The organism is Pseudomonas sp. MPB26 (assembly GCF_046605355.1).
GTDB lineage: Bacteria > Pseudomonadota > Gammaproteobacteria > Pseudomonadales > Pseudomonadaceae > Aquipseudomonas > Aquipseudomonas cedrina.
In genome coordinates, this window is sequence record NZ_CP176793.1 from 4,440,835 (window position 1) to 4,461,569 (window position 20,735).

The window sequence follows — 20,735 nt, forward strand, 5'->3', positions numbered from 1 at the left end:
ATGTCCCTGGCACCCATCACCCAAAATGTGGGAGCGGGCTTGCTCGCGAAAGCGGCGTGTCAGTCGCCAAATAATCAACTGATGATCAAACCACCCAACTCACCGCCCCTCCAACAAAGCCCCCGCCTGATCCAGCAACGCCAACGGATCACTCGCCTTATGAATATCCACCGACAACAACTGCCGAAACTTGCGAGCCCCCGGAAACCCCGTCCCCAGCCCCAACACATGCCGCGTTACATGGTGCATCGTCCCACCCGAAGCCACATGCTCCGCAATATACGGCCGCAACTGCGCCAACACCTCGGCCCGACCAATCACCGGCGCCTCACTGCCAAACACCTGCTGATCCACCCGCGCCAGCAAATACGGGTTGTGATAAGCCTCCCGCCCCAACATCACCCCATCAAACGTCTGCAAGTGCTCATGGCACTGCTCCAGCGTCTTGATCCCGCCGTTCAGCACAATCTCCAGCTCAGGAAAATCCCGCTTCAACTGCGCCGCCACGTCATAGCGCAACGGCGGAATATCCCGGTTCTCCTTGGGCGACAACCCCTCCAGAATCGCAATCCGCGCATGCACGGTGAAACTGGTGCAACCGGCATCCTTCACCGTCCCGACGAAATCACATAGCTCTGCATAACTGTCCCGGCCATTGATCCCGATGCGATGCTTCACCGTTACCGGAATCGACACCGCGTCGCGCATCGTCTTCACGCAGTCAGCCACCAGGACAGGGTGGGCCATCAGGATGGCGCCGATCATGTTGTTCTGAACACGGTCGCTGGGGCAGCCGACGTTCAGGTTTACTTCGTCGTACCCGGCGGCCTCGGCCATGCGAGCGCAGGCGGCCAAATCAGCCGGAACGCTGCCGCCTAACTGAAGAGCCAACGGATGCTCGGCTTCGTTGTGGCGCAGAAAGCGCTCGTGGTCGCCGTGGAGGATGGCGCCGGTGGTGACCATCTCGGTGTAGAGCAGGGCGTGTTTGGAGAGCAGGCGCAGGAAGTACCGGCAGTGGCGGTCGGTCCAATCCATCATCGGGGCGACGGAGAAGCGGCGGGAGAGGGGGGCGGTTTGTAGGGGCATTGGGAAATCTGAGTCAGCGGGGCGAATGGGGCGCAGTTTATCAGGGATGTTTGTCGGGTACTTGGCGGGTTCTCATGCCTAGTCACTCAATCTTCGATGACAACCAGAGCACATGCTCGGTTTCGGTTTGGGCGCAGCCTTTGTGTTGACGATTTGTTGTGGCTACGATAAAGGCATTCAGATTACTTATGATCCGGCCAAAGACGATGGGGGACATAAGCGATTGCCTGCATGTCGTGGGGTTTACCCTATGGACTGACACGGTCTACGTCATCAGCTTTCGTACCAACAAACGGGAGGTCAAAAGTTATGACCAAGAAACCCAGTCCTGAGAGGGGCGATACGGTAAACCCGGAATGGTCGGCCAAGGACTTCCGCTAAGGCCAAACCAGCCAGCGAGGTGCTTGTCGGATTATTTGGCAAAGCTCAGGCGAAGGAAATGCTAAAACCAAAGCGTGGCCGCCAAAGTCGTTAGCCTAAAGAGCACGTCAATGTTCGTTTGGATGCTGATGTGCTGGAGCGATTCAGGGCTTCTGGCCCGGGGTGGCAAACGCGAATGAACGCCGCTTTGGCCGATTGGCTCAAGACGCACACACTAGATGAACTGAAGGCGGGTCGATAAATAATATCCCCGAAACAATTAGCCTCCTTGGGGCGGCTTTTCGCTGTCTGTTGAATTTTTGAGTGCTTTTGCAAGCCGCTCAACCCGCATTCCGGCTCCAGCGCCTAGCGCGCATGGCTGCCACTTGGTCATCGGAAGTCTATCGGGGTCAGACCACGATATTTCTCTCAGCAGCCTGGACCCTGGAAACCAATGTGAGCCTCGGATTTTCTCTGAGAGATTTCCCACGCTTTTCTCAGCTTGCCGCTCAGACGTCCTCTGACTAACCTCCTCAAGCCGCTGCAAACCCAGTGGCCGGAGGTGGAAGACCGTATTGCTAAGGCGTTTTAACTCCCGAACCTATTGGAGCTTCGCCCATGCGCAACAAAACACGTAATCCTTATGTTGATCACAACACGGTATCCGTCGATGCCGAGCTACATGCTGCTGCTCAACGAGCGATTCATCATCACCTGCCGCTATCCGGTAACGATGCCATCATCCAGCAACCAAGCGGCAACCTATTCATCGTCAGCCCGAGCATAGACACCGAAACCCTCCTGGCCAACGCCTCCGAAAACCTCGCGTCCGCCAATCAAATGGCCGCAACCCTGGCTTTCGACCTCGATGAATCCCAACGCGCCATCGTCCTGGGAATTCAGCAGTTGATCGAATTGAGCGCGCTACTCGTCGAGCGCGCACAGGAACAGGTCGCACCAGCGGCCTGACAACCCACCCTGCCGCCTTGCCCCAGGGCGGCAACCTGAACCCATCCTGTCACCCAATAAGGTTTCATCATCCCCCGCGCCTTTGAGGTCTACGATCCTCTTTTAGAGAGGACCCCCGTGCCTCCAGCCCACAGGGAATTTAAAATGATCTCCAACCTCGTCAAAGTCGTGATGATCACCGGTGCGTTGCTGTTGAGCGCATGTTCATCCTCACCAGCGGTGAACAGCGACCCGTGCTTCTCAGGCGGATGCCAAGCCTTCGGCGACCACAGCCCCAGCAAAGCCGCCAAGATGAATTTCGGCGGCAGTGGGCTGGGTAGCAGTTATGGGGAGTATGGATCGGGGCTGTTGCATGATGATTGATGGGTGGTGGGTCAGTCATTGGTGTGTTGACTGACCTATTGCTATCGGGGGCAAGCCCCCTGCCACATTGGATTGCGTTGGGGTAGAAGTGTGGCTTTTAGTGGCCGCCTTTCATGCGCCGGGCAATCAGGTAGATGCCCAGGCCTATCAACGCCGTGACCGCGCCGATATACCCGGTGCTCGTCCACCCCAGCCCAGCCGTAATAGCCATTCCACCGAACCACGGCCCCAACGCATTCGCCAGGTTAAACGCCGCGTGATTCGACGCCGCCGCCAGGCTTGGCGCTTCGTGGGCGATGTCCATCAGGCGGATTTGCAGTGGCGCAGCCATTGCGATCATAGTGCCGACCAGGCCGATACCCAGCAGTACGCCCCACAATGAGCTGGCGGCAAAGGTGAAGAAGATCAGCACGGCCATCGACCACACCAGGATCCAGCCCATCGCCCGAAACTGCAGGCGATCAAACAGCTTGCCGCCGGCGATGTTGCCGATGATCCCGCCCATGCCAAACGCCGCCAGGCCAAATGGAATCCACTGCGGCGACACTTTGGTCACTTCCAGCATGGTCGGCGCCAGGTAGCTGAATACGCAGAACATCCCGGCAAAGCCAATCGCGCCAATGGCCAGGGCCATCCACACCTGCGGTTTGGTGAAGGCGCGCAGTTCCTTGCGCGGGTCGCTGCGTTGTTCGTCGTGGCGGTGGGGCACGAATTGCCAGACCAGGGCGATGGTGGCGAGGGCGATCACGCTGACCAAGGCGAATGCCGAGCGCCAGCCCAAGTGTTGGCCCAGGAAGGTGGCGATGGGGTTGCCGAGCAGCATGGCCAGGGTCAGGCCCATCATTACGCGGGCCACGGCGCCGGCGCGTTTGTCGTTGGGCACCATGCTGGAGGCGACGACGGCGGCAATCCCGAAGTACGCGCCGTGGGGCAGGCCGCTGATAAAGCGGAAGGCCACCAGCGAACCAAAGGTCGGTGTGAAGGCCGTTGCCAGGTTGCCCAAGGCATACAGCCCCATCAACAGCAGCAGTAGATGTTTGCGCAGCAGCTTGGCGCCGAGGATGGCGAGCAGCGGGGCGCCGACCATCACGCCCAGCGCGTAGGCGCTGATGGCGTGGCCGACCTGGGGTTCGCTTAAACCCAGGTTCTGGGCGATGTCGGGCATCAGCCCCATGATGGCGAACTCACCAGTGCCGATCGCGAACGCGCCCACGGCCATGGCAGCTTCCATTTTGGCGGCGCTGCGTGCGGGCAGCACGTGCCCGGATGTTTGCTGGATAGTCATGGAACGCTCTGTGTGGAAGGTGGCACGAAAGGCGGCCGCCGATGCTACGCAAGCAGCGGCGAAGGTGTCTAGAACAGCCTTTTGCCTGAGAGTTCCACGCCTGTGACCCCACGTCGCGCCTACCGGCCTTGACAGCGGCGGGTTAAAAGCCGCGATTTAGAGGTGTCAATTGGCCAAACGGCGCATAAACGCCGTTTGCCGTGATATTCTGCGCGCCGTCCTGGACCAGCCTCCCCGGGTGCGTACATCCGTATACGCCCCCGCGAGTGGCTGCCGCCCAGGTAGCTGAAGCCAATAATGATAAGAAGTCAGCGCAGAAGGGACATAAAAGTGAGGTCGATACGTCGGTCTTGTGTGCCCACCCCGCGGCCTTGAACACTCAGGGGCGCTAGGGCGGATGGCGTTTTATCATAGGTGCTACTGATGTTTAAGAAAGTAAACACTGCCCTGCTGGGGCTGGCTTTGTCGATGGGGATCACGTCCGTTCACGCGGAAGAGGCAAAGAAAGTCGATGTGCTGCTGATCGGCGGCGGCATCATGAGTGCGACCCTGGGTGTCTGGCTCAACGAGCTGGAGCCGGGCTGGTCGATGGAAATGGTCGAGCGCCTTGACGGCGTCGCCGAAGAGAGCTCCAACGGCTGGAACAACGCCGGTACCGGTCACTCGGCCCTGGCTGAGCTGAACTACACCCCGGAAGACAAGAACGGCAACGTTGAGATCCCCAAGGCGGTCGAGATCAACGAAGCGTTCCAGATCTCCCGTCAGTTCTGGTCCTGGCAGGTCCAGCAGGGCGTGCTGAAGAACCCGCGTTCGTTCATCAACTCCACACCGCACATGAGCTTTGTGTGGGGCGATGACAACATCAAGTTCCTGAAGAAACGCTACGAAGCCCTGCAAGCGAGCCCGCTGTTCGCCGGCATGCAGTATTCCGAAGACCCGGCACAGATCGCCAAGTGGGTTCCGCTGATGATGGAAGGGCGTGACCCGAACCAGAAAATCGCGGCCACCTGGACCCCGATCGGCACCGACGTGAACTTTGGCGAGATCACCCGCCAGTTCGTCGCTCACCTGCAAACCACGCCGAAGTTCGACCTGAAGCTGTCGAGCGAAGTGCAGGACATCACCCGCAACGACGACGGTTCGTGGCGTGTCAGCTACAAGAACCTGAAAGACGGCACCAAGACTGAAACCGACGCCAAGTTCGTGTTCATCGGCGCCGGCGGCGGTGCCCTGCACCTGCTGCAGAAGTCCGGTATCCCTGAAGCCAAGGAATACGCAGGCTTCCCTGTGGGCGGTTCGTTCCTGGTGACCGATAACCCGACCATCGCCGAGCAACACCTGGCCAAGGCCTACGGCAAGGCTTCGGTGGGTTCGCCGCCGATGTCGGTTCCGCACCTGGACACCCGCGTGCTGGATGGCAAGCGCGTGATCCTGTTTGGCCCATTCGCCACCTTCTCGACCAAGTTCCTGAAAGAAGGCTCGTACCTGGACCTGCTGACCAGCACCACCACCCACAATATCTGGCCAATGACCAAAGTCGGTATTCGTGAATACCCACTGGTCGAGTACCTCGCCGGCCAACTGATGCTGTCGGATGACGACCGCTTCAAGGCGCTGCAAGAGTACTTCCCGAACGCCAAGCAATCGGACTGGCGCCTCTGGCAAGCCGGTCAGCGCGTGCAGATCATCAAGCGTGACGAAGAGCAGGGCGGCGTCCTGAAGCTCGGTACCGAAGTGGTCAGCTCCGCCGACAACTCCATCGCCGGCCTGCTGGGTGCATCGCCAGGCGCGTCCACCGCGGCTCCGATCATGCTCACCGTGCTGCAGAAAGTGTTCAAGGACAAGGTTGCCAGCCCTGAGTGGCAGGCAAAACTGCACCAGATCGTACCGAGCTACGGCACCAAGCTGAACGACAGCCCTGAGGCTGTTGCCAAGGAATGGGCCTACACCGCCGGCGTCCTGCAACTGACGCCGCCGCCTGCGATCCCGCAACTGGGCGCTCCAAAGGCGACCGAGGCTGCCAAGCCTGCGGCTGCGCCGAGCAAGCCGGCGTCTGACTTGGCGCTGTAAGCACTGCTGCGTAAAAAGCCCGCTGAACCGGTGACGGTCAGCGGGCTTTTTTGTGTGCGTCGGTTCAGTCGCGGCGTTGGGTTCGCTCAACGGGAGGCAGCTCAACCGTGCGTTCGGCCGCCGCCAGTGCTGCCTTCAAGCCAGCCTGGTCAAGCGGGACGCAATACGCAGGCTTGGCCCGCTCAAACCGCCAGCTTTCGTCGAGCCCGCCTGCATCCACGGCATCGAACCCCAGCTCATCGAGCAAATTGATCACGCTTGCCTTCGCCGCCGCGTCGTCCGCCGCTACTGGAAGCGCGCAGCGGTCGGGCGCGCCGTGAGGGCGGGCATCTTGCGTCAGGTCCGGAGCGAAGATCGCGTTGAACACTTTCACCACGTGGGAATGCGGCAAATGGTTGGCAAGCAACCGGCTGGTGGTGGTTTCAAATCGATCCAGCGCGGGGATATGCCCATCGCGGTCGGGATAATAATTGTTGGCGTCCATCACTGTCTTACCCTTCAGCCACTGCGCAGGCACACTACGGTAGTGCTCCAGGGGAATGGCCACGAGCACCACATCACCGAATTGTGCTGCATCGTCTGCGCTGCCCACCTGCACGCCGAGTATGCCGCTCACCACGCTGCTCATGGTCTGTGGTCCACGGGAATTGCTCAGCATCACTTCATGCCCGGCGGCAAGGGCCAACTGAGCCACGGCACGCCCGATAAAACCCGCTCCAATTACGCCAATCTTCATGTGCTCGCTCCAGGAAAAGTAGGAAGTGGCTATGATGATTGGCAACCACGGAGTGATAAATGGCGATAATGCCTTGGCTGTTGTTACTGGGAGTGGGGAATGATGGACCGTTTATCAAGCATGAATGCCTTTGTGGTGGCCGCTGAACTGGGTTCCTACGCGCGTGCTGCCGAGCGGCTGAACCTGTCGCCACAGATGGTGGCCAAACATGTATCTGCATTGGAGCAGCGCCTGGGTGCGCGCTTGCTCAACCGCACTACACGAAAGCAAAGCCTTACAGAGTTGGGCAGCGCTTACTACGAGCGGTGCAAGCACATCCTGACGGAAGCCGAAGCTGCCGACTCCCTTGCACAGATCATGAATGACACCCCGCGCGGCAAGTTGAGAATCACGGCTCCGGTGACCTTCGGTTCCTACAGCCTGATGCCGTTGGTCACGGGGTTTCTGCGTGACAACCCGGATGTCCAGATTGATCTACATCTGACGGATCGTTTTGTGGACTTGGTAGAGGAGGGGTATGAAGCCGCTTTTCGCATCGGCCCCCTGGCGACCACGGGCCTGACCGCGCGTCCGCTGGCGCCGTATCGCCTGGTTGTCTGTGCTTCGCCGGCGTACCTGGAGGCCAGGGGCACGCCATCTTTACCCGCAGACCTTGAGCATCACGAATGCCTGGGCTACGCCTTCTGGTCGCGCCCGGCGGACCGCGAATGGGTGCTCTATGAAGGCGCGGTCCCACACAAGGTTCAAGTGAGCAGCCGATTACAGATCAACGAAAGCAGGGCGTTGATGTCGGCCGCTCTGGATGGGTTCGGTATCGTGCTCGGCCCGGAGGACTTCTTGCGCACCGCATTGGACAAGAGCGAGTTGGTGCGCGTGCTGCCGGGGTTTGACGCGCCAAGTCGATCAATGCATTTGGTCTACACCGCAAATCGGCAGCGTACGGCCAAATTACGACGCTTTGTCGAAGCGGTCTTGCAGCGTTTTGGCCCGGCTTAAACCTGAAAGCCGTCTCTGACCTGTTCGTACAGATGCAGCGCCAGTGCATTGCTGCTATCGCACAACAGGTACAGATGCTGCGCCGGCAGCCGCGGCAGTTCTTTCATTTCTATCAATCCCTCGCCCATGCGGCTCTGCTCCATCAGGCCCACCGCCACACCGCTGCGCACACAAGCTTCAACCGCGAAGGTATTGGGGCTTTCCAGCAGCACTCGGTGATAAATGCCGTGATCCTTCAACGTCTGCAAGGCCGCTGCTCGGTATGGGCAACCGGAGATGGGCACGCTAACGGGAAGCGGCGCATTCGGTGGGGAGCTGAAGTGCTCGGCTGCGACCCACAGCGGTTGCACAAAACCCAGCCGCTCGCCTTGCGCCAGCGGGAGTGTGCTGACTGTGATGGTCAGGTCCAGCTGGTTTGCCATAAACAGGTTCAGCAACTCGCCGCTGGTACGCGCTTCAACCTCCAGCTCCAGCAACGGATTGTCGGCAATCAATCTTGGCAAAAACTGCTGGATGAAGGCGGGCGCATAGGTGTCGGGAATTCCCAGGCGGATCTTGCCTTCCATGCGTTGCGGCATCAGTGAAATCAGCAGGCGGTCGTGGCTCTTGAGAAACTCCGTGGTTTCGCCCAGCAGCTTCTTGCCATACAGCGTCAGCTCCACGCCCTGGTTGCTGCGGCTGAACAGGCGTTGACCGATCTGATCCTCCAGCTTCTGGATTTGCGTGGTTACGGTCGACGCGCTGCGGTGCACATAGTCGGCCGCTTCATTGAAGCGCTGAAAGCGCGCCACGGCATGAAAGGTGCGCAATAGGTCGATATTCAGCTGTTTAGCCATGATTCCAATTTACCGGATTGATAATGCAGCTTATTCAAATATACAGAATCATGCGTGCCCCTTAGCCTTGACGTCAACCTACAAGGCAGGAGGCGTCATGAAGCGATCAACCCTGAGGCTTTTGGCAGTGCAAGCGGCGTTTGTGTTGTCGTGGAGTTCAGGCTACATCGGCGCAAAGCTGGGTACCCAAGTCAGCGGTGCGTTCAACCTGCTGTTCTGGCGCTTCCTGTTGGTCTCGGTGTGCCTGGGCCTGTACTTGAACGTCAGGTTGCTGAGAGCTTCGTGGGCGCAGATCCGCCACTACGCGATTATCGGTTTCCTGTCGCAGTTCCTTTATCTGAGCTGCCTCTACGTAGCGATCCAGAATGGTTTGTCGCCCGGCATTGCTGCGATCATCGCCGCGCTGCAGCCATTGATGACGGCGGCGCTCTCGACGGGAAACGCCGCCGAGCGCAGCGGCGGCTGGCAGTGGGTGGGGCTGATGATCAGCTTCGTCGGGGTCTCGGTTGTCATCGCCGGCCAATACGGCAGCGGTGGCCAGGGTATAAGCCTGGTCATGTACCTGTTACCACTGGTGGCCGCGCTGGGGCTGACCCTGGCGACATTGTATGAGCGCCGCAGCGCACAGCGCCAGGATGCGGGCCTGGTACTGCCGCTGTTCATCCAGTCGTTGCTGACCTTGATCGGCTTCACCGGCGCCGTGCTCTACACCGATACGTTGAGTATTCCCCATGAACCCGAGGTGCTGGTCTCGATTGTCTGGTTGACGGTGTTTTCCACCTTTGTCGCCTATCTGAGCCTGTGGATGTTGCTGCGGGTAATGACCGCGACTCAAGTGGCGGCGTTGGTCTATCTGGAACCGCCCGTCACCTTGGTGTGGGCGGCGTTGATGTTTGGCGACGTGATCCAGGCATCCACCTACGCCGGCATGGCCGTAGTGGGCGCCGGGTTGCTGCTGGTACGCTGCAAGCGACCGACCGTCGCATGCACCTCTTGAGGTACGTGGGTTCAGCAAGTAGACAGACACCACCTGTTAAAAAGAACCCAGGGCCACGCAGGAGCGCGGCTGCAACAAGGGGGCTTTTTTACAGCAGTGGGCGTCAGCGCCCGAGGGTTTTGTATGTTGCTACGTTATGCGGCATTGGCGGCCATGGTCGTCGCAGCATCCGGGTGTGTACAAGAGCGGGTCGTGCACGAGCGCAGGCCAGTGCAACGTGAATACGTCGAGGTTGTCGCGCCGCAACCGCCGCCGGTGCAAGTGGTCGAGGTCGAGCCGGCGCCACGCTACGGTTATGTGTGGTCACGCGGTTACTGGCGCTGGGAAGGCGGGCGTTATGTGGCGGTGCATGGCCATTGGGAGCCGGTGCGCGAGGGTTACCGCTATGTGCATCCGCACTGGGTGCAGCGTAACGACGGTTACCATTGGCAGGTGGGCGGCTGGATACGGTGAGCCTGGCAGGATAGGTCTTTGCGTGTCTGGAAGTCGAACTTCATCCCACTGGAAGGCGCCGAGCTGATCGGCGCCAAAATCCTTTGGAGCGGCGGCGTAGCGGTAGACCTCAAGCCAGTCGTTTCATGCCTGCTGCCTTGGCCGCATTGGCGTCGAAGGTTGCGGTGTATTCGCAGCCGGCCCCATGGGCGCAGCGCTCGATCAGGCAGTCGGCAAAGTCAGCCTTGCTCGCAATGAACTTGCGCAGCGCCTGCCAGATGATATCGGCGTGCTCCACGGTCAGTTCACGCGTGTGCAGCAGGGTTTCCAGCACCATCACCACGTCGCGCTTGGCCGACTGGTAGCAGGACTGCAGCACCCACACCAATTCCACAATGCTCACCAGGCTGATAAAACCCGGTGACGCGGCGGTCAGTGATTCGATCAGTTCGGAAGCCTTGGCTGATTGAGCCGGATCATCCTGGGTCACATAGCGCACCAGCACGTTGGTATCCAGGCCGATCATCCCGCCTTCGCTCCCTGGGCCGCGATGGCGCTGTTCATGTCTTCGATGGACACAGCCTTGGCCGGCTTGCGGATCAGCCCCTTGAGGTCCCTGACGGTTTTGCTCGCGGCAATGATGGAAAACCTGCCGTCTTCCATTTCTACAAATTCCACCCGGTCGCCTGTTTCCAGCCCCAAGGCAGTCCTGACCTGGACAGGGATAGTGATTTGCCCTTTCGAAGTGAGTGTGGCGGTTGCCATAGTGAAGATCTCCATCGTGATACTCCTTACCTTAGGGTAAGGAGTGACAGAGGACAATATCCGTTGGTCCATAGATTGCTCGCAGAAGTGGGTGAGGGGAACAGTGAAAACCCTAGACCGGTTTTCTGATCCTCACACCCTCGGCCACGTGCCAAACAGATACAAACTATGACCGACCGCCGCTGGCTCATTGCACCACGCGATAGCACGGCACATATGCCGCGCCGCCTGGCAGTTTCATGCGGTGCTGGGCGACGAACGCCTTGAGCAGCTCATCCAGCGGTTGCATGATCGCCGGGTCGCCGTGAATCTCGTACGGGCCGTTTTCCTCGATCAGGCGGATACCCTTGTCCTTCACGTTACCCGCCACGATCCCGGAGAACGCACGGCGCAGGTTGGCCGCCAGTTCATGGGGGGGCAGCGCGTGGCTCAGTTGCAGGCCGGCCATATTCTCGTGGGTGGGGTCGAACGGGCGCTGGAAGCCTTCATCGATTTTCAGCAGCCAGTTGAAGTGGAAGGCATCGTTGCGCTCACGGCGGAACTGCTTCACCGCCTTGAGGCCGGCGGTCATCTGGCGCGCCACTTCGGCCGGGTCGTCGATGATGATCTGGTAGTGCGCCTGCGCGGCCGCACCCAGTGTCGCGCCGACGAATGCGTGCAATTGCTGCAGGTACGGCGCCGCGTCTTTCGGCCCGGTGAGAATGACCGGGAACGGCAGGTCGCGGTTGTCCGGGTGCATCAGGATGCCGAGCAAGTACAGGAACTCTTCGGCCGTGCCGGCGCCGCCCGGGAAGATGATGATGCCGTGGCCCACACGTACGAAGGCTTCCAGGCGTTTTTCGATGTCCGGCAGAATCACCAATTCGTTGACGATCGGGTTCGGCGCTTCGGCGGCAATGATGCCCGGCTCTGTCAGCCCCAGGTAGCGCCCGCCGGTAATGCGTTGCTTGGCGTGGGAAATGGTCGCGCCTTTCATCGGACCTTTCATCACGCCTGGGCCGCAGCCGGTGCACACGTCGAGGCTGCGCAGGCCCAGTTCATGGCCGACTTTCTTGGTGTATTTGTATTCTTCGGTATTGATCGAGTGCCCGCCCCAGCACACCACGATCTTCGGCTCCACACCGGGGCGCAGCGTGCGGGCGTTGCGCAGCAGGTGGAACACGTAGTCGGTGATGCCCTGGGAATTACTCAGGTCGATGCGCTGGCTGTCCAGTTCGTTCTCGGTATAGACGATGTCGCGCAGGGCGCTGAACAGCATTTCGCGGGTGCTGGCGATCATTTCGCCATCAACGAAGGCATCGGCCGGGGCGTTCAGCAGTTCCAGGCGCACGCCGCGGTCCTGCTGGTGGATACGTACCTCAAAATCCTTGTATGCATCCAGGATGGTCTTGGCGTTATCGATGTGCGCGCCGGTGTTGAGGATCGCCAGGGCGCACTGCCGAAAGAGGGTGTAGATGCTGCCGCTGCCGGCTTCGCTAAGTTGTTGCACTTCACGTTGGGACAGGGTTTCGAGGCTGCCCTTGGGGCTGACGGAGGCATTGATGACTTGACGTTGGGGCATTCCGGTTCCTTGAAAGCGCAGCCACCGCACCCGCAAGGGGCCGCGATGGCTTGAGAATAGTAGGCGCCGAATTCGGCCGCACGAGACAGCTATTTACCTCAGGCGCAGGGCCGAGCGCAAACACCGTCCAGCACCATCATGCCGCAGAACCCACTGAATCAGCTTCCAGTTTTTGTAGAAAAACCGACGCAGGGTAATGGCCTTCACATCCGCTCCTGCGTTTAGCCGATTGAATTTTGTAATCAGAAGATTTGCGACTATCGTGACGCTTCGGTTTTTTGGACGTCATAGACCGGTACGATTGAAGTTGAATGGCCACCACTGGCCTTCGGCACCTTGGAAGAGGCAGAAATTTTATGATCATCAAACCGCGGGTTCGTGGCTTTATCTGTGTGACCGCTCACCCTGTTGGCTGTGAAGCGAACGTCAAGCAACAGATCGACTACGTGACTGAGCACGGCGCCATCGAAGGCGGCCCAAAAAAGGTGCTGGTCCTCGGCGCTTCCACTGGCTACGGCCTGGCCGCGCGCATCAGCGCGGCCTTTGGCTGCGGTGCCGACACCCTGGGCGTGTTTTTTGAGAAAGAAGGCGAAGAAGGCAAGCTGAGTTCCGCCGGTTGGTACAACAGCGCTGCGTTCGAGAAGTTTGCCGTTGAAAAAGGCCTGTACGCCAAGAGCATCAACGGCGACGCGTTCTCCGACGAGATCAAGCGCCTGACCATCGACACCATCAAGAAAGACCTGGGCAAAATCGACCTGGTCGTCTACAGCCTGGCCGCGCCGCGTCGTACCGACCCGCAAGGCGTGGTGCATACCTCCACCCTCAAGCCGATCGGCAAGGCTGTGACCCTGCGCGGTATCAATACCGACAAGGGCGTTGTCGTCGATACCACCCTTGAGCCTGCGACCCAGGAAGAAATCGACGGCACCGTGAAAGTCATGGGTGGCGAAGACTGGCAGCTGTGGATCGACGCCCTGCGTGACGCCGACGTGCTGGCCGAAGGCGCCAAGACCACCGCGTTCACCTACCTCGGCGAGAAGCTGACCCAGGATATCTACTGGAACGGCTCCATCGGCGAAGCCAAGAAAGACCTCGACAAGAAAGTCCTGACCCTGCGCGACAACCTGGCCGCACTCAAGGGCGACGCTCGCGTGTCGGTGCTCAAGGCGGTGGTGACCCAGGCCAGCTCGGCCATCCCGATCATGCCGCTGTACCTCTCGCTGCTGTTCAAAGTGATGAAGGAGCAGGGTACTCACGAAGGTTGCATCGAACAGGTCTACGGCTTGTTCAAGGACAGCCTGTATGGCAGCCAGCCGAAACTCGACGCCGACGGCCGCCTGCGTGCCGACCTGGCCGAGCTGGAACCCAAGGTCCAGGACGCCGTCGCTGCCCTGTGGAACCAGGTCACCGACGACAACGTCAACGAGATCAGCGATTTCGCCGGCTACAAGGCTGAATTCCTGCGTTTGTTCGGCTTTGAAATCGACGGCGTGGACTACGAGGCTGACGTGAATCCCACCGTGAAAATCAATGGTCTGATTCAGGCTTAAAACGCGCTCAAAATGTGGGAGCGGGCTTGCTCGCGAAATTCGGTGTGTCAGTCGCCACATGTGTCGGCTGACCCACTGCATTCGCGAGCAAGCCCGCTCCCACATTGGATTTGTGTAAACCTTAATTTTGGGAACCCTCCTACACGCCATCGCGTGCCTCCTTTCTTCCAGAATCTGCCAGACTCCTGCGGCTATCAACGCTTGCCAAAGGAGGATCCGATGACCATTCGCGCAGTGGTTTTTGATTTCGGCGGTGTCCTGTTCGACTGGAACCCGCACCATCTGTACCGCCAGCTGATTGCCGACGACCATGAGCGGCAATGGTTTCTCGATAACATCTGTACCCAGGCCTGGAACACCGAGCAGGATGCCGGTCGCTCCCTGGCTGATGGCACCCGCAGCCTGATCGAGCAATACCCCCAGCATGAGCATTTGATCCAGGCCTATTACGACCGTTGGCATGAGATGCTGCCTGGCCCGCTGCCGGACGGCGTGGCGATTCTCAAGGCGCTGCACGCTGCCAATATGCCGCTGTTCGGGCTCACCAACTGGTCGGCCGAAACCTTTCCTTATGCGCGAGCCAATTATCCGTTCCTGCAGTGCTTTCGCGACATCGTGGTGTCGGGTGAGTTGAAACTTATCAAACCGGATGCGGCGATCTATCACGCGAGCCTGCACCAGGTTCGGGCCCATCTGCCGGATATCCAGCCCAAGGAGGTGGTGTTTATCGACGATGTCGCCGGCAATATCGAAGCGGCCGTCGCGCTCGGTTGGCAAGGCATCCACCATGTGTCGGCGCAGCTCACGGCGGCGCGGTTGCGTGAGCTGGGCGTAGGCTTCTAGCGCGCCCATTTTTCCATGGCGAAATCCACGAACGCGCGCAGCTTGGGCAGGCGATAACGGTCCTGGCCGTAGAGCAGGTGCATGGGGCGGCTGGGCAGTCGATACTGGGTCAACAAGGCCACCAGTTTGCCGCTCTCCAGGTCCGGTTGCACCAGGGCATCGGCCAGCATGATGATGCCCATGCCATTCACCGCCGCCTGGCGCAAGCCTTGCGAACTGTTGATGGTCAATGAGCCGCAGACCTGCACCTCCCGCTCGCCGTCATCGCTGGTCATGCGCCACAGTTTTTCAGTGTCGCGCCAATTGTCATTCGCCGGGTAGGCGAACGCCAGGCAGTCGTGCTGTTGCAGGTCATCGGGCGTTAACGGCGTGCCGCGTCGCGCCAAGTACTCAGGTGACGCGCAAAGTGTGAGGGTGTAGTCCTGCATTGGCCGGGCGATCAGGCTGGATGTTTCCAATTCGCCAAGCCGGATCGCCACGTCGAAGCCACTGTCGACCAAGTCCATACGCTCGTTGTTCAACACCACGTACAGGTTGATCAGCGGGTAGCGCCGGGAAAATTCGCTCAAGGCCGGGGTAAGGCGTTCGGTGCCGAACACCGGGGGCGCGGTGATGCGAAGGGTGCCTTTGGGCACGTCACTCTTGGCCTGTTCAGCCAATTGCTCGGAGTCGGCCACCAACCCCAGTACTTCCAGGCAGCGCTGGTAATACTGGCCGCCAAACTCCGTGAGGCTTTGCTTGCGCGTGGTGCGTTTGAGCAAGCTGACGCCCAGGCGCTGCTCCAGGGCGCGCAGGTGGTTGCCGACCATGGTGGTCGACATACCGCAAGCGTGTGACGCCGCCGTCATGCTGCCGGTCTCGACGACCTTTACGTACACCGACATCGCCTGGAACAGATCCATTATCAAGCCTTGATTTAAAGTCATCGCAGGAATGCAGAGTTTATCCAGCTCCGGTGGTTAACGATACTGCATCCATCACAACGAAGTACTGGAGCCTCTGCCATGACCGCCGCCTGCCTGATGACCACTTACCAACCTTTGGCCTTAAGTTTTACCCGCGGCCTGGGCACGCGGCTGTGGGACCAGCAGGGCCGTGAATACCTGGATGCGGTGGCCGGCGTGGCGGTGACCAATGTCGGTCACTCCCACCCTCGGCTGGTGGCGGCGATCAGTGAGCAGGCCGGGCTGTTGCTGCACACCTCCAACCTCTACAGCATCGACTGGCAACAACGGCTGGCCCAGCGCCTTGCCCGGCTGTCTGGCCTGGACCGCGCCTTCTTCAACAATTCCGGCGCTGAAGCCAACGAAACCGCGCTGAAACTGGCGCGGCTGCATGGCTGGAAAAAAGGCATCGAGGCGCCGTTGGTGGTGGTCATGGAAAACGCCTTCCATGGCCGCACACTCGGGACCATGGCCGCGAGCGATGGGCCATCGGTGCGCTTGGGCTTCCAGCGCTTACCGGGAGATTTTCTCAAGGTCGCCTTTGGTGATATGGCAGCGATAGAGGCAATGACCAAGGCGTTCGGCACGCGCATCGCGGCGGTCCTGCTGGAGCCGATCCAGGGTGAGAGCGGCGTGTTGCCGGCACCGCCGGGCTACCTGAAAGCGTTGCGTGATCACTGCACGCGGCATGGCTGGTTGATGATGCTCGATGAAATTCAGACCGGCATCGGTCGCACCGGCAACTGGTTTGCCTTCCAGCATGAAGGCATCCTGCCGGACGTGATGACCCTGGCCAAGGGCCTCGGCAACGGTGTACCGATCGGCGCCTGCCTGGCGCGATCCGCCGTGGCCCAGTTGTTCACGCCGGGCAGTCACGGCAGCACCTTTGGCGGAAACCCGCTGGCCTGCCGCGTCGGTTGCACGGTGCTGGACATTATTGAAGAACAAGGCCTGCTGCAGAACGCCGCGCAACAGGGTGAGCGTTTGCTCGCGCGGTTGCGGGTGGAGTTGAGCGAGCACCCGCAGGTGCTGGCAATTCGGGGGCACGGGTTGATGATCGGGATCGAGCTGGCCAGCCCTTACCGCGACCTGGCCCAGCGCGCCGCGCAGGAGCACGCCCTGCTGATCAACGTGACCCGCGGCAAAGTCATTCGGCTGCTGCCACCGTTGACCTTGGATGCCAAGGAAGTTGAGATGATCGTGCGGGGCATTACTCGTCTATTGGATTGAAATACGATTCCCTGTGGGAGCGGGCTTGCCAGTCAGTTAAGCGTACATCGCCCTCGCTCCTACAAAAAACCTTAACTGACTGGCATTAGGGCAAGCCCGCTCCCACAGGGGGATATTCGTGACTGCTAGAGATCATCCCCATTCAACCATTCCTGATTCATGGTTTCGGTATCCCCCAGGTACTCCAGCAACCACGCCATGGCCGGCGACAGCTTGCTCTGCGCCCAAGCCACGCACGACGGGCTGGCCGGGAAGGGGCGCGACAGTTGCAGCGCCACCAGCTCACCGCGCTCGATCCACGGCAACACCTGATGCGCCGGCGCCATGCCGACACACAGTCCGTCACGCAGGCAGTCAAGCGCGGACGCCCAGTTCGGCACCACCAGCCGCCGCTGGTTATCCAGGGTCCAGGTGTCGCGCTTGGGCAAGTTGCGCGAGGTATCGGTCATGCAGAGCGAGGCGAAGGGACGCAGTTGATCGTCGCTCAGCAACCCGTCGACACTGGCCAGCGGATGCCGCGCACTGACCACGCACAGCCAGTTCAGCAAGCCCATGTCGCGGAAGGTAAAGCGGCTGGCCACCGGCACCGCGCTGGTGGCGCCGATCACGATGTCGGTGCGTTCATCCGCCAAGGCATCCCACACACCGTTGTACACCTCGTACTCCAGCAGCAGCTCGACTTCGGGAAACTGGCGATAGAAATCCAGCACCAACTGCCGGCAACGTTGAGGTTTGACGATAGAGTCCACCGCGACCTTCAACTGGCCACTCCAGCCATTGGCCACCTGCTGGCACAGGCGCCGGGTGCCGAGCATCTTTTTCATCACGCCGCGGGCTTCGTCGATAAACAGACGGCCAGCAGGCGTCAGCTCCACGTCGCGATGCCGTCGTACGAACAGCGGCACCGCCAGCCATTCTTCAAGCTGACGCACGGTGTAGCTGATGGCCGAAGGCACGCGATGCAGCTCCTGGGCAGCGGCGCTGAAGCTGCCATGGCGCGCCACGGCGTCGACCACATCCAGAGAATATTCGGACCACATGCGGCCTGCCTTCAAATTTATTGATAGGAATGTTCAATTATTATCGCTTCACACCACAACTGCCAGCTTCATAATGGGCGCCAGTCAGCAAATAGTTTGATGGCAGGATTAATAAGGCTTCAATGAAAAATTCTTTTGGTTTTACCGGGTACCTGGCGGGCCTGAGCATGCTCGGTTATCTCGCCATGGACATGTACTTGCCGGCGTTCGGCGCCATGGGCGAGCAGTTACAGATTGGCGCCGGTGCGGTGGGCGCCAGCTTGAGTATTTTCCTCGCCGGTTTTGCGCTCGGTCAGTTGTTGTGGGGACCATTGTCCGACCGCCTGGGACGCAAGCCGATCCTGCTCGCCGGCCTTGGCCTGTTTGTGCTGGGATGCGCGGGAATGTTCTGGGTCGAGACCGCGCCGCAACTGCTGGCATTGCGTTTTGTCCAGGCGATTGGCGTGTGTTCCGCCGCCGTGAGCTGGCAGGCGCTGGTGATCGACCGCTACCCGGCCGACAAGGCGCATCGCGTGTTCGCCAGCATCATGCCGCTGATGTCGCTGTCGCCGGCCCTGGCGCCGTTGTTGGGGGCCATGGTGCTGAATCACTTTGGCTGGCAGGCGATCTTCGGCGTCTTGCTCGGGGTGTCTTTGCTGTTGCTGTTGCCGACAGCCTTCCTGCGCACCCCGCCGAAACGCCGGGCAGGGGAGGGCGAACCTTCGCGCCTGGGTTATGGACAATTGCTGACGTCTCGCGTGTTCACCGGCAACGTGATGATCTTCGCCGCGTGCTCGGCCAGTTTCTTCGCCTGGCTGACCGCTTCGCCCTTCATCCTGGGCGACATGGGCTACAGCCCGAATGACATCGGCCTGAGCTATGTGCTGCCGACCCTGGCGTTCCTGGTGGGCGGCTACAGTTGCCGAAGCGCCTTGCAGCACTGCCAGGGCAAGACGCTGCTGCCGTGGTTGCTGCTGGCGTACTGCATCAGCATGCTGGCGTTGTACCTGGTCGCGACCTTGACCGTGCCGACGCTGACCACCCTGCTGATTCCGTTCTGCCTGATGGCGCTGGTCAACGGTGCGAGTTACCCCATCGTTGTGGCGAATGCGCTGATGCCCTTTGCCGAAAATTCCGGCAAGGCGGCGGCGCTGCAGAACACCCTGCAACTGGGGCTGTGCTTTCTCAGCAGCTTGCTGGTGTCATCGATGATCGACCAGCCGTTGCTGATCACCGTGATCGTGATGCTGGCGACCGCACCCGTAGCTGTGTTCGGCTACTGGCTGGCGCGGCCAAAAAACCGGTCGTTCGGAGCTGGTGCGCACTTGAAGTGATAATCGGCTCAAAATGTGGGAGCGGGCTTGAACTGGCCTAATGATTTTGGACACTTCATTCGGGCGCTATGATAGCGCCCAAATTTGAGGTGTTTGGATATGCGTAAATCTTATTCGAGTGAGTTCAAGCTCAAGGCCGCCAGCATGGTGTTGGATGAAGGTCAGCCAGTTACCGAAGTCTGTGCCAGCCTGGATATCGGCCCCACAGCGCTGCGTCGCTGGGTCGATCAAGTGCAAAAAGAACGCTTGGGCTCGACTCCCGTAGGGGCCAAGGCGATTACCGCTGATCAACGAGAAATCCAGAGGCTCAAAGCTCTGCTCAGAGAGAAAGACCTGGATATCGAAATCCTAAAAAAGGCCAGTGCTCTCCTGCTTTTGGACGCCAAAGATCATTCACGTTGATCGATGAGCTGGACGAGCAGTACGGCGTTAAAAGGTGTTGCCGGGCGTTCGGGGTCAACCGCAGTAGTTTCTACGCTTGGCGCCAGCGCCAGGGCAGAGCAAATCCTGAACGGGACAAGCTCAAGGCCGCGCTGGTCAGGCACCACAAGGCGTCCAGAGAGTCGGCCGGCGCACGTACATTGTCCAAGGAGCTACAAGCCAAAGGGCATCGTATCGGACGTTATATGGCTCGCAGTTTGATGCGCGAAGCTGGCATCGCTAGTCGTCAGCGCAGGCGCCATAAGTACAAGTCGCCGGGCGCGGAGGCCTTGGTGGCGCCACACGTGCTCAAGCGGAAATTTGATGTGACGGCGGTTAATCAGGTGTGGTGTGGCGACGTGACTTACATCAAGGTCGGCAAGCGGTGGATGTACTTCGCCGCCGTTCTGGATTTGTACGCTCGCAGGATCGTAGGCTGGTCGTTCTCGATGATTTCTGATGCCAACCTGACCTGCGAAGCGCTACGCATGGCGGTTGAGCTACGCGGCCATCCCCAGAATGTGTTGTTTCATTCTGACCAAGGTTGTCAGTACACCAGTCATAAGTTTCGAAACGAGCTGCTCAAACAGGGTTTTAGGCAAAGCATGAGCCGTAAAGGCGAGTGCTGGGATAACGCCCCGATGGAGCGTTTCTTTGGCAGTTTGAAATCAGAGTGGGTGCCTGAAACGGGCTACAAACTGGAACATGAGGCCCGAGCAGACGTGCAGCGCTATGTCTCTCGCTACAACATCAGCAGGCCTCACAGCTACAACGACTACCGGTCGCCGGTCATGAAGGAAAGGTTGGCGGCGTGAACCGTAATCAGTGTCCAAGATTACTTGACCAGTTCAGCTTGCTCGCGAATGCGGTGTGTCAGTCACCAGATATTTCGACTGATACACCGCATTCGCGAGCAAGTCGAATCGTCGCACCGCCGCT

General features: G+C 59.9%; 22 protein-coding genes. 13 read left to right on the forward strand and 9 right to left on the reverse strand.

What is annotated here, in order from left to right:
• Positions 1–99: 99 nt before the first annotated feature.
• The gene (dusA, locus tag ACLH0H_RS20545; protein ID WP_411379405.1) at positions 100–1,086 is read right to left on the reverse strand and encodes a tRNA dihydrouridine(20/20a) synthase DusA; all 987 of its coding nucleotides are present in this window, start codon (positions 1,084–1,086) and stop codon (positions 100–102) included.
• A gap of 511 nt (positions 1,087–1,597) precedes the next feature.
• Here dusA and ACLH0H_RS20550 point away from each other — a divergent pair.
• The 3 genes from ACLH0H_RS20550 to ACLH0H_RS20560 all read left to right on the forward strand — a co-directional run bounded on the left by ACLH0H_RS20550 (position 1,598) and on the right by ACLH0H_RS20560 (position 2,778).
• A complete protein-coding gene (locus ACLH0H_RS20550; RefSeq protein WP_411382441.1) occupies positions 1,598–1,708 on the forward strand; it encodes a BrnA antitoxin family protein in 111 nt (36 codons plus the stop codon).
• A 356-nt stretch (positions 1,709–2,064) separates the two neighbouring features.
• Positions 2,065–2,415: a DUF6124 family protein gene (locus ACLH0H_RS20555; protein ID WP_411379406.1), complete on the forward strand. Its 351-nt coding sequence runs from the start codon at positions 2,065–2,067 to the stop codon at positions 2,413–2,415.
• 144 nt (positions 2,416–2,559) lie between these two features.
• Positions 2,560–2,778, forward strand: a complete 219-nt coding sequence (locus ACLH0H_RS20560) for a hypothetical protein (RefSeq protein WP_078823693.1) — start codon at positions 2,560–2,562, stop codon at positions 2,776–2,778.
• Positions 2,779–2,875: 97 nt separating this feature from the next.
• Here ACLH0H_RS20560 and ACLH0H_RS20565 read toward each other — a convergent pair whose 3' ends face one another.
• Positions 2,876–4,063, reverse strand: a complete 1,188-nt coding sequence (locus ACLH0H_RS20565) for an MFS transporter (RefSeq protein WP_411379407.1) — start codon at positions 4,061–4,063, stop codon at positions 2,876–2,878.
• Positions 4,064–4,486: 423 nt separating this feature from the next.
• On the opposite strand from ACLH0H_RS20565, the gene mqo reads away from it, so the two are divergent.
• Complete coding sequence (mqo, locus tag ACLH0H_RS20570; protein ID WP_076950317.1) at positions 4,487–6,133, forward strand: malate dehydrogenase (quinone); 1,647 nt, start codon at positions 4,487–4,489, stop codon at positions 6,131–6,133.
• A gap of 64 nt (positions 6,134–6,197) precedes the next feature.
• Here the strand turns inward: mqo and ACLH0H_RS20575 are convergent, their stop codons facing one another.
• Entirely contained in the window at positions 6,198–6,869 is a 672-nt protein-coding gene (locus ACLH0H_RS20575; RefSeq protein ID WP_411379408.1) for an NADPH-dependent F420 reductase, read from the reverse strand.
• Between the two features lie 99 nt (positions 6,870–6,968).
• On the opposite strand from ACLH0H_RS20575, the gene ACLH0H_RS20580 reads away from it, so the two are divergent.
• Positions 6,969–7,865 carry a LysR family transcriptional regulator gene (locus tag ACLH0H_RS20580; protein ID WP_411379409.1) on the forward strand — a complete coding sequence of 299 codons (897 nt, stop codon included), beginning with the start codon at positions 6,969–6,971 and terminating at the stop codon, positions 7,863–7,865.
• Here ACLH0H_RS20580 and ACLH0H_RS20585 read toward each other — a convergent pair.
• Positions 7,862–8,701 (reverse strand): LysR family transcriptional regulator, encoded by an 840-nt coding sequence (locus ACLH0H_RS20585; protein ID WP_411379410.1) that lies wholly within the window; start codon positions 8,699–8,701, stop codon positions 7,862–7,864. The genes ACLH0H_RS20580 and ACLH0H_RS20585 overlap by 4 nt on opposite strands.
• A gap of 97 nt (positions 8,702–8,798) precedes the next feature.
• Between ACLH0H_RS20585 and ACLH0H_RS20590 the strand changes: the two genes are divergently transcribed.
• The gene (locus tag ACLH0H_RS20590; RefSeq protein WP_411379411.1) at positions 8,799–9,698 is read left to right on the forward strand and encodes a DMT family transporter; all 900 of its coding nucleotides are present in this window, start codon (positions 8,799–8,801) and stop codon (positions 9,696–9,698) included.
• A 123-nt stretch (positions 9,699–9,821) separates the two neighbouring features.
• Positions 9,822–10,151 carry a YXWGXW repeat-containing protein gene (locus ACLH0H_RS20595; protein WP_169376581.1) on the forward strand — a complete coding sequence of 110 codons (330 nt, stop codon included), beginning with the start codon at positions 9,822–9,824 and terminating at the stop codon, positions 10,149–10,151.
• A gap of 109 nt (positions 10,152–10,260) precedes the next feature.
• Here the strand turns inward: ACLH0H_RS20595 and ACLH0H_RS20600 are convergent, their stop codons facing one another.
• From ACLH0H_RS20600 to ppnN, 3 genes are all read right to left on the reverse strand, one after another.
• On the reverse strand, positions 10,261–10,656 hold the full coding sequence (locus tag ACLH0H_RS20600) for a PIN domain-containing protein (RefSeq protein WP_411379412.1): 396 nt from the start codon (positions 10,654–10,656) through the stop codon (positions 10,261–10,263).
• Positions 10,653–10,910 (reverse strand): AbrB/MazE/SpoVT family DNA-binding domain-containing protein, encoded by a 258-nt coding sequence (locus ACLH0H_RS20605; protein WP_411379413.1) that lies wholly within the window; start codon positions 10,908–10,910, stop codon positions 10,653–10,655. Before ACLH0H_RS20605 ends, ACLH0H_RS20600 begins: the two co-directional genes overlap by 4 nt.
• A 172-nt stretch (positions 10,911–11,082) precedes the next feature.
• On the reverse strand, positions 11,083–12,456 hold the full coding sequence (gene ppnN, locus ACLH0H_RS20610; protein ID WP_076950325.1) for a nucleotide 5'-monophosphate nucleosidase PpnN: 1,374 nt from the start codon (positions 12,454–12,456) through the stop codon (positions 11,083–11,085).
• A gap of 356 nt (positions 12,457–12,812) precedes the next feature.
• Here ppnN and fabV point away from each other — a divergent pair, with 356 nt between their 5' ends.
• Together fabV and ACLH0H_RS20620 are read left to right on the forward strand one after the other, a co-directional pair.
• The gene (gene fabV / locus ACLH0H_RS20615) at positions 12,813–14,006 is read left to right on the forward strand and encodes an enoyl-ACP reductase FabV (RefSeq protein WP_411379414.1); all 1,194 of its coding nucleotides are present in this window, start codon (positions 12,813–12,815) and stop codon (positions 14,004–14,006) included.
• Positions 14,007–14,225: 219 nt separating this feature from the next.
• Positions 14,226–14,849 (forward strand): HAD family hydrolase, encoded by a 624-nt coding sequence (locus tag ACLH0H_RS20620; RefSeq protein WP_411379415.1) that lies wholly within the window; start codon positions 14,226–14,228, stop codon positions 14,847–14,849.
• Here the strand turns inward: ACLH0H_RS20620 and ACLH0H_RS20625 are convergent.
• Positions 14,846–15,751 (reverse strand): LysR family transcriptional regulator, encoded by a 906-nt coding sequence (locus tag ACLH0H_RS20625; RefSeq protein ID WP_411379416.1) that lies wholly within the window; start codon positions 15,749–15,751, stop codon positions 14,846–14,848. The two genes, ACLH0H_RS20620 and ACLH0H_RS20625, sit on opposite strands and share 4 nt — an antisense overlap.
• Positions 15,752–15,853: 102 nt before the next feature.
• Here ACLH0H_RS20625 and ACLH0H_RS20630 point away from each other — a divergent pair, with 102 nt between their 5' ends.
• Positions 15,854–17,023, forward strand: coding sequence for an aspartate aminotransferase family protein (locus tag ACLH0H_RS20630; protein ID WP_411379417.1), 1,170 nt, complete (start codon positions 15,854–15,856; stop codon positions 17,021–17,023).
• A 125-nt stretch (positions 17,024–17,148) separates the two neighbouring features.
• Here ACLH0H_RS20630 and punR read toward each other — a convergent pair whose 3' ends face one another.
• Complete coding sequence (gene punR, locus ACLH0H_RS20635) at positions 17,149–18,063, reverse strand: DNA-binding transcriptional activator PunR (RefSeq protein WP_411379418.1); 915 nt, start codon at positions 18,061–18,063, stop codon at positions 17,149–17,151.
• Positions 18,064–18,185: 122 nt separating this feature from the next.
• Here punR and punC point away from each other — a divergent pair, with 122 nt between their 5' ends.
• The 3 genes from punC (at position 18,186) to ACLH0H_RS20650 (ending at position 20,611) form a co-directional block, all read left to right on the forward strand.
• The gene (gene punC / locus ACLH0H_RS20640; RefSeq protein WP_411379419.1) at positions 18,186–19,376 is read left to right on the forward strand and encodes a purine nucleoside transporter PunC; all 1,191 of its coding nucleotides are present in this window, start codon (positions 18,186–18,188) and stop codon (positions 19,374–19,376) included.
• A gap of 99 nt (positions 19,377–19,475) precedes the next feature.
• Positions 19,476–19,778, forward strand: coding sequence for a transposase (locus tag ACLH0H_RS20645; protein ID WP_014717988.1), 303 nt, complete (start codon positions 19,476–19,478; stop codon positions 19,776–19,778).
• Entirely contained in the window at positions 19,775–20,611 is an 837-nt protein-coding gene (locus ACLH0H_RS20650; RefSeq protein ID WP_411378539.1) for an IS3 family transposase, read from the forward strand. The genes ACLH0H_RS20645 and ACLH0H_RS20650 overlap by 4 nt, the downstream gene beginning before the upstream one ends.
• Positions 20,612–20,735 lie beyond the last annotated feature (124 nt).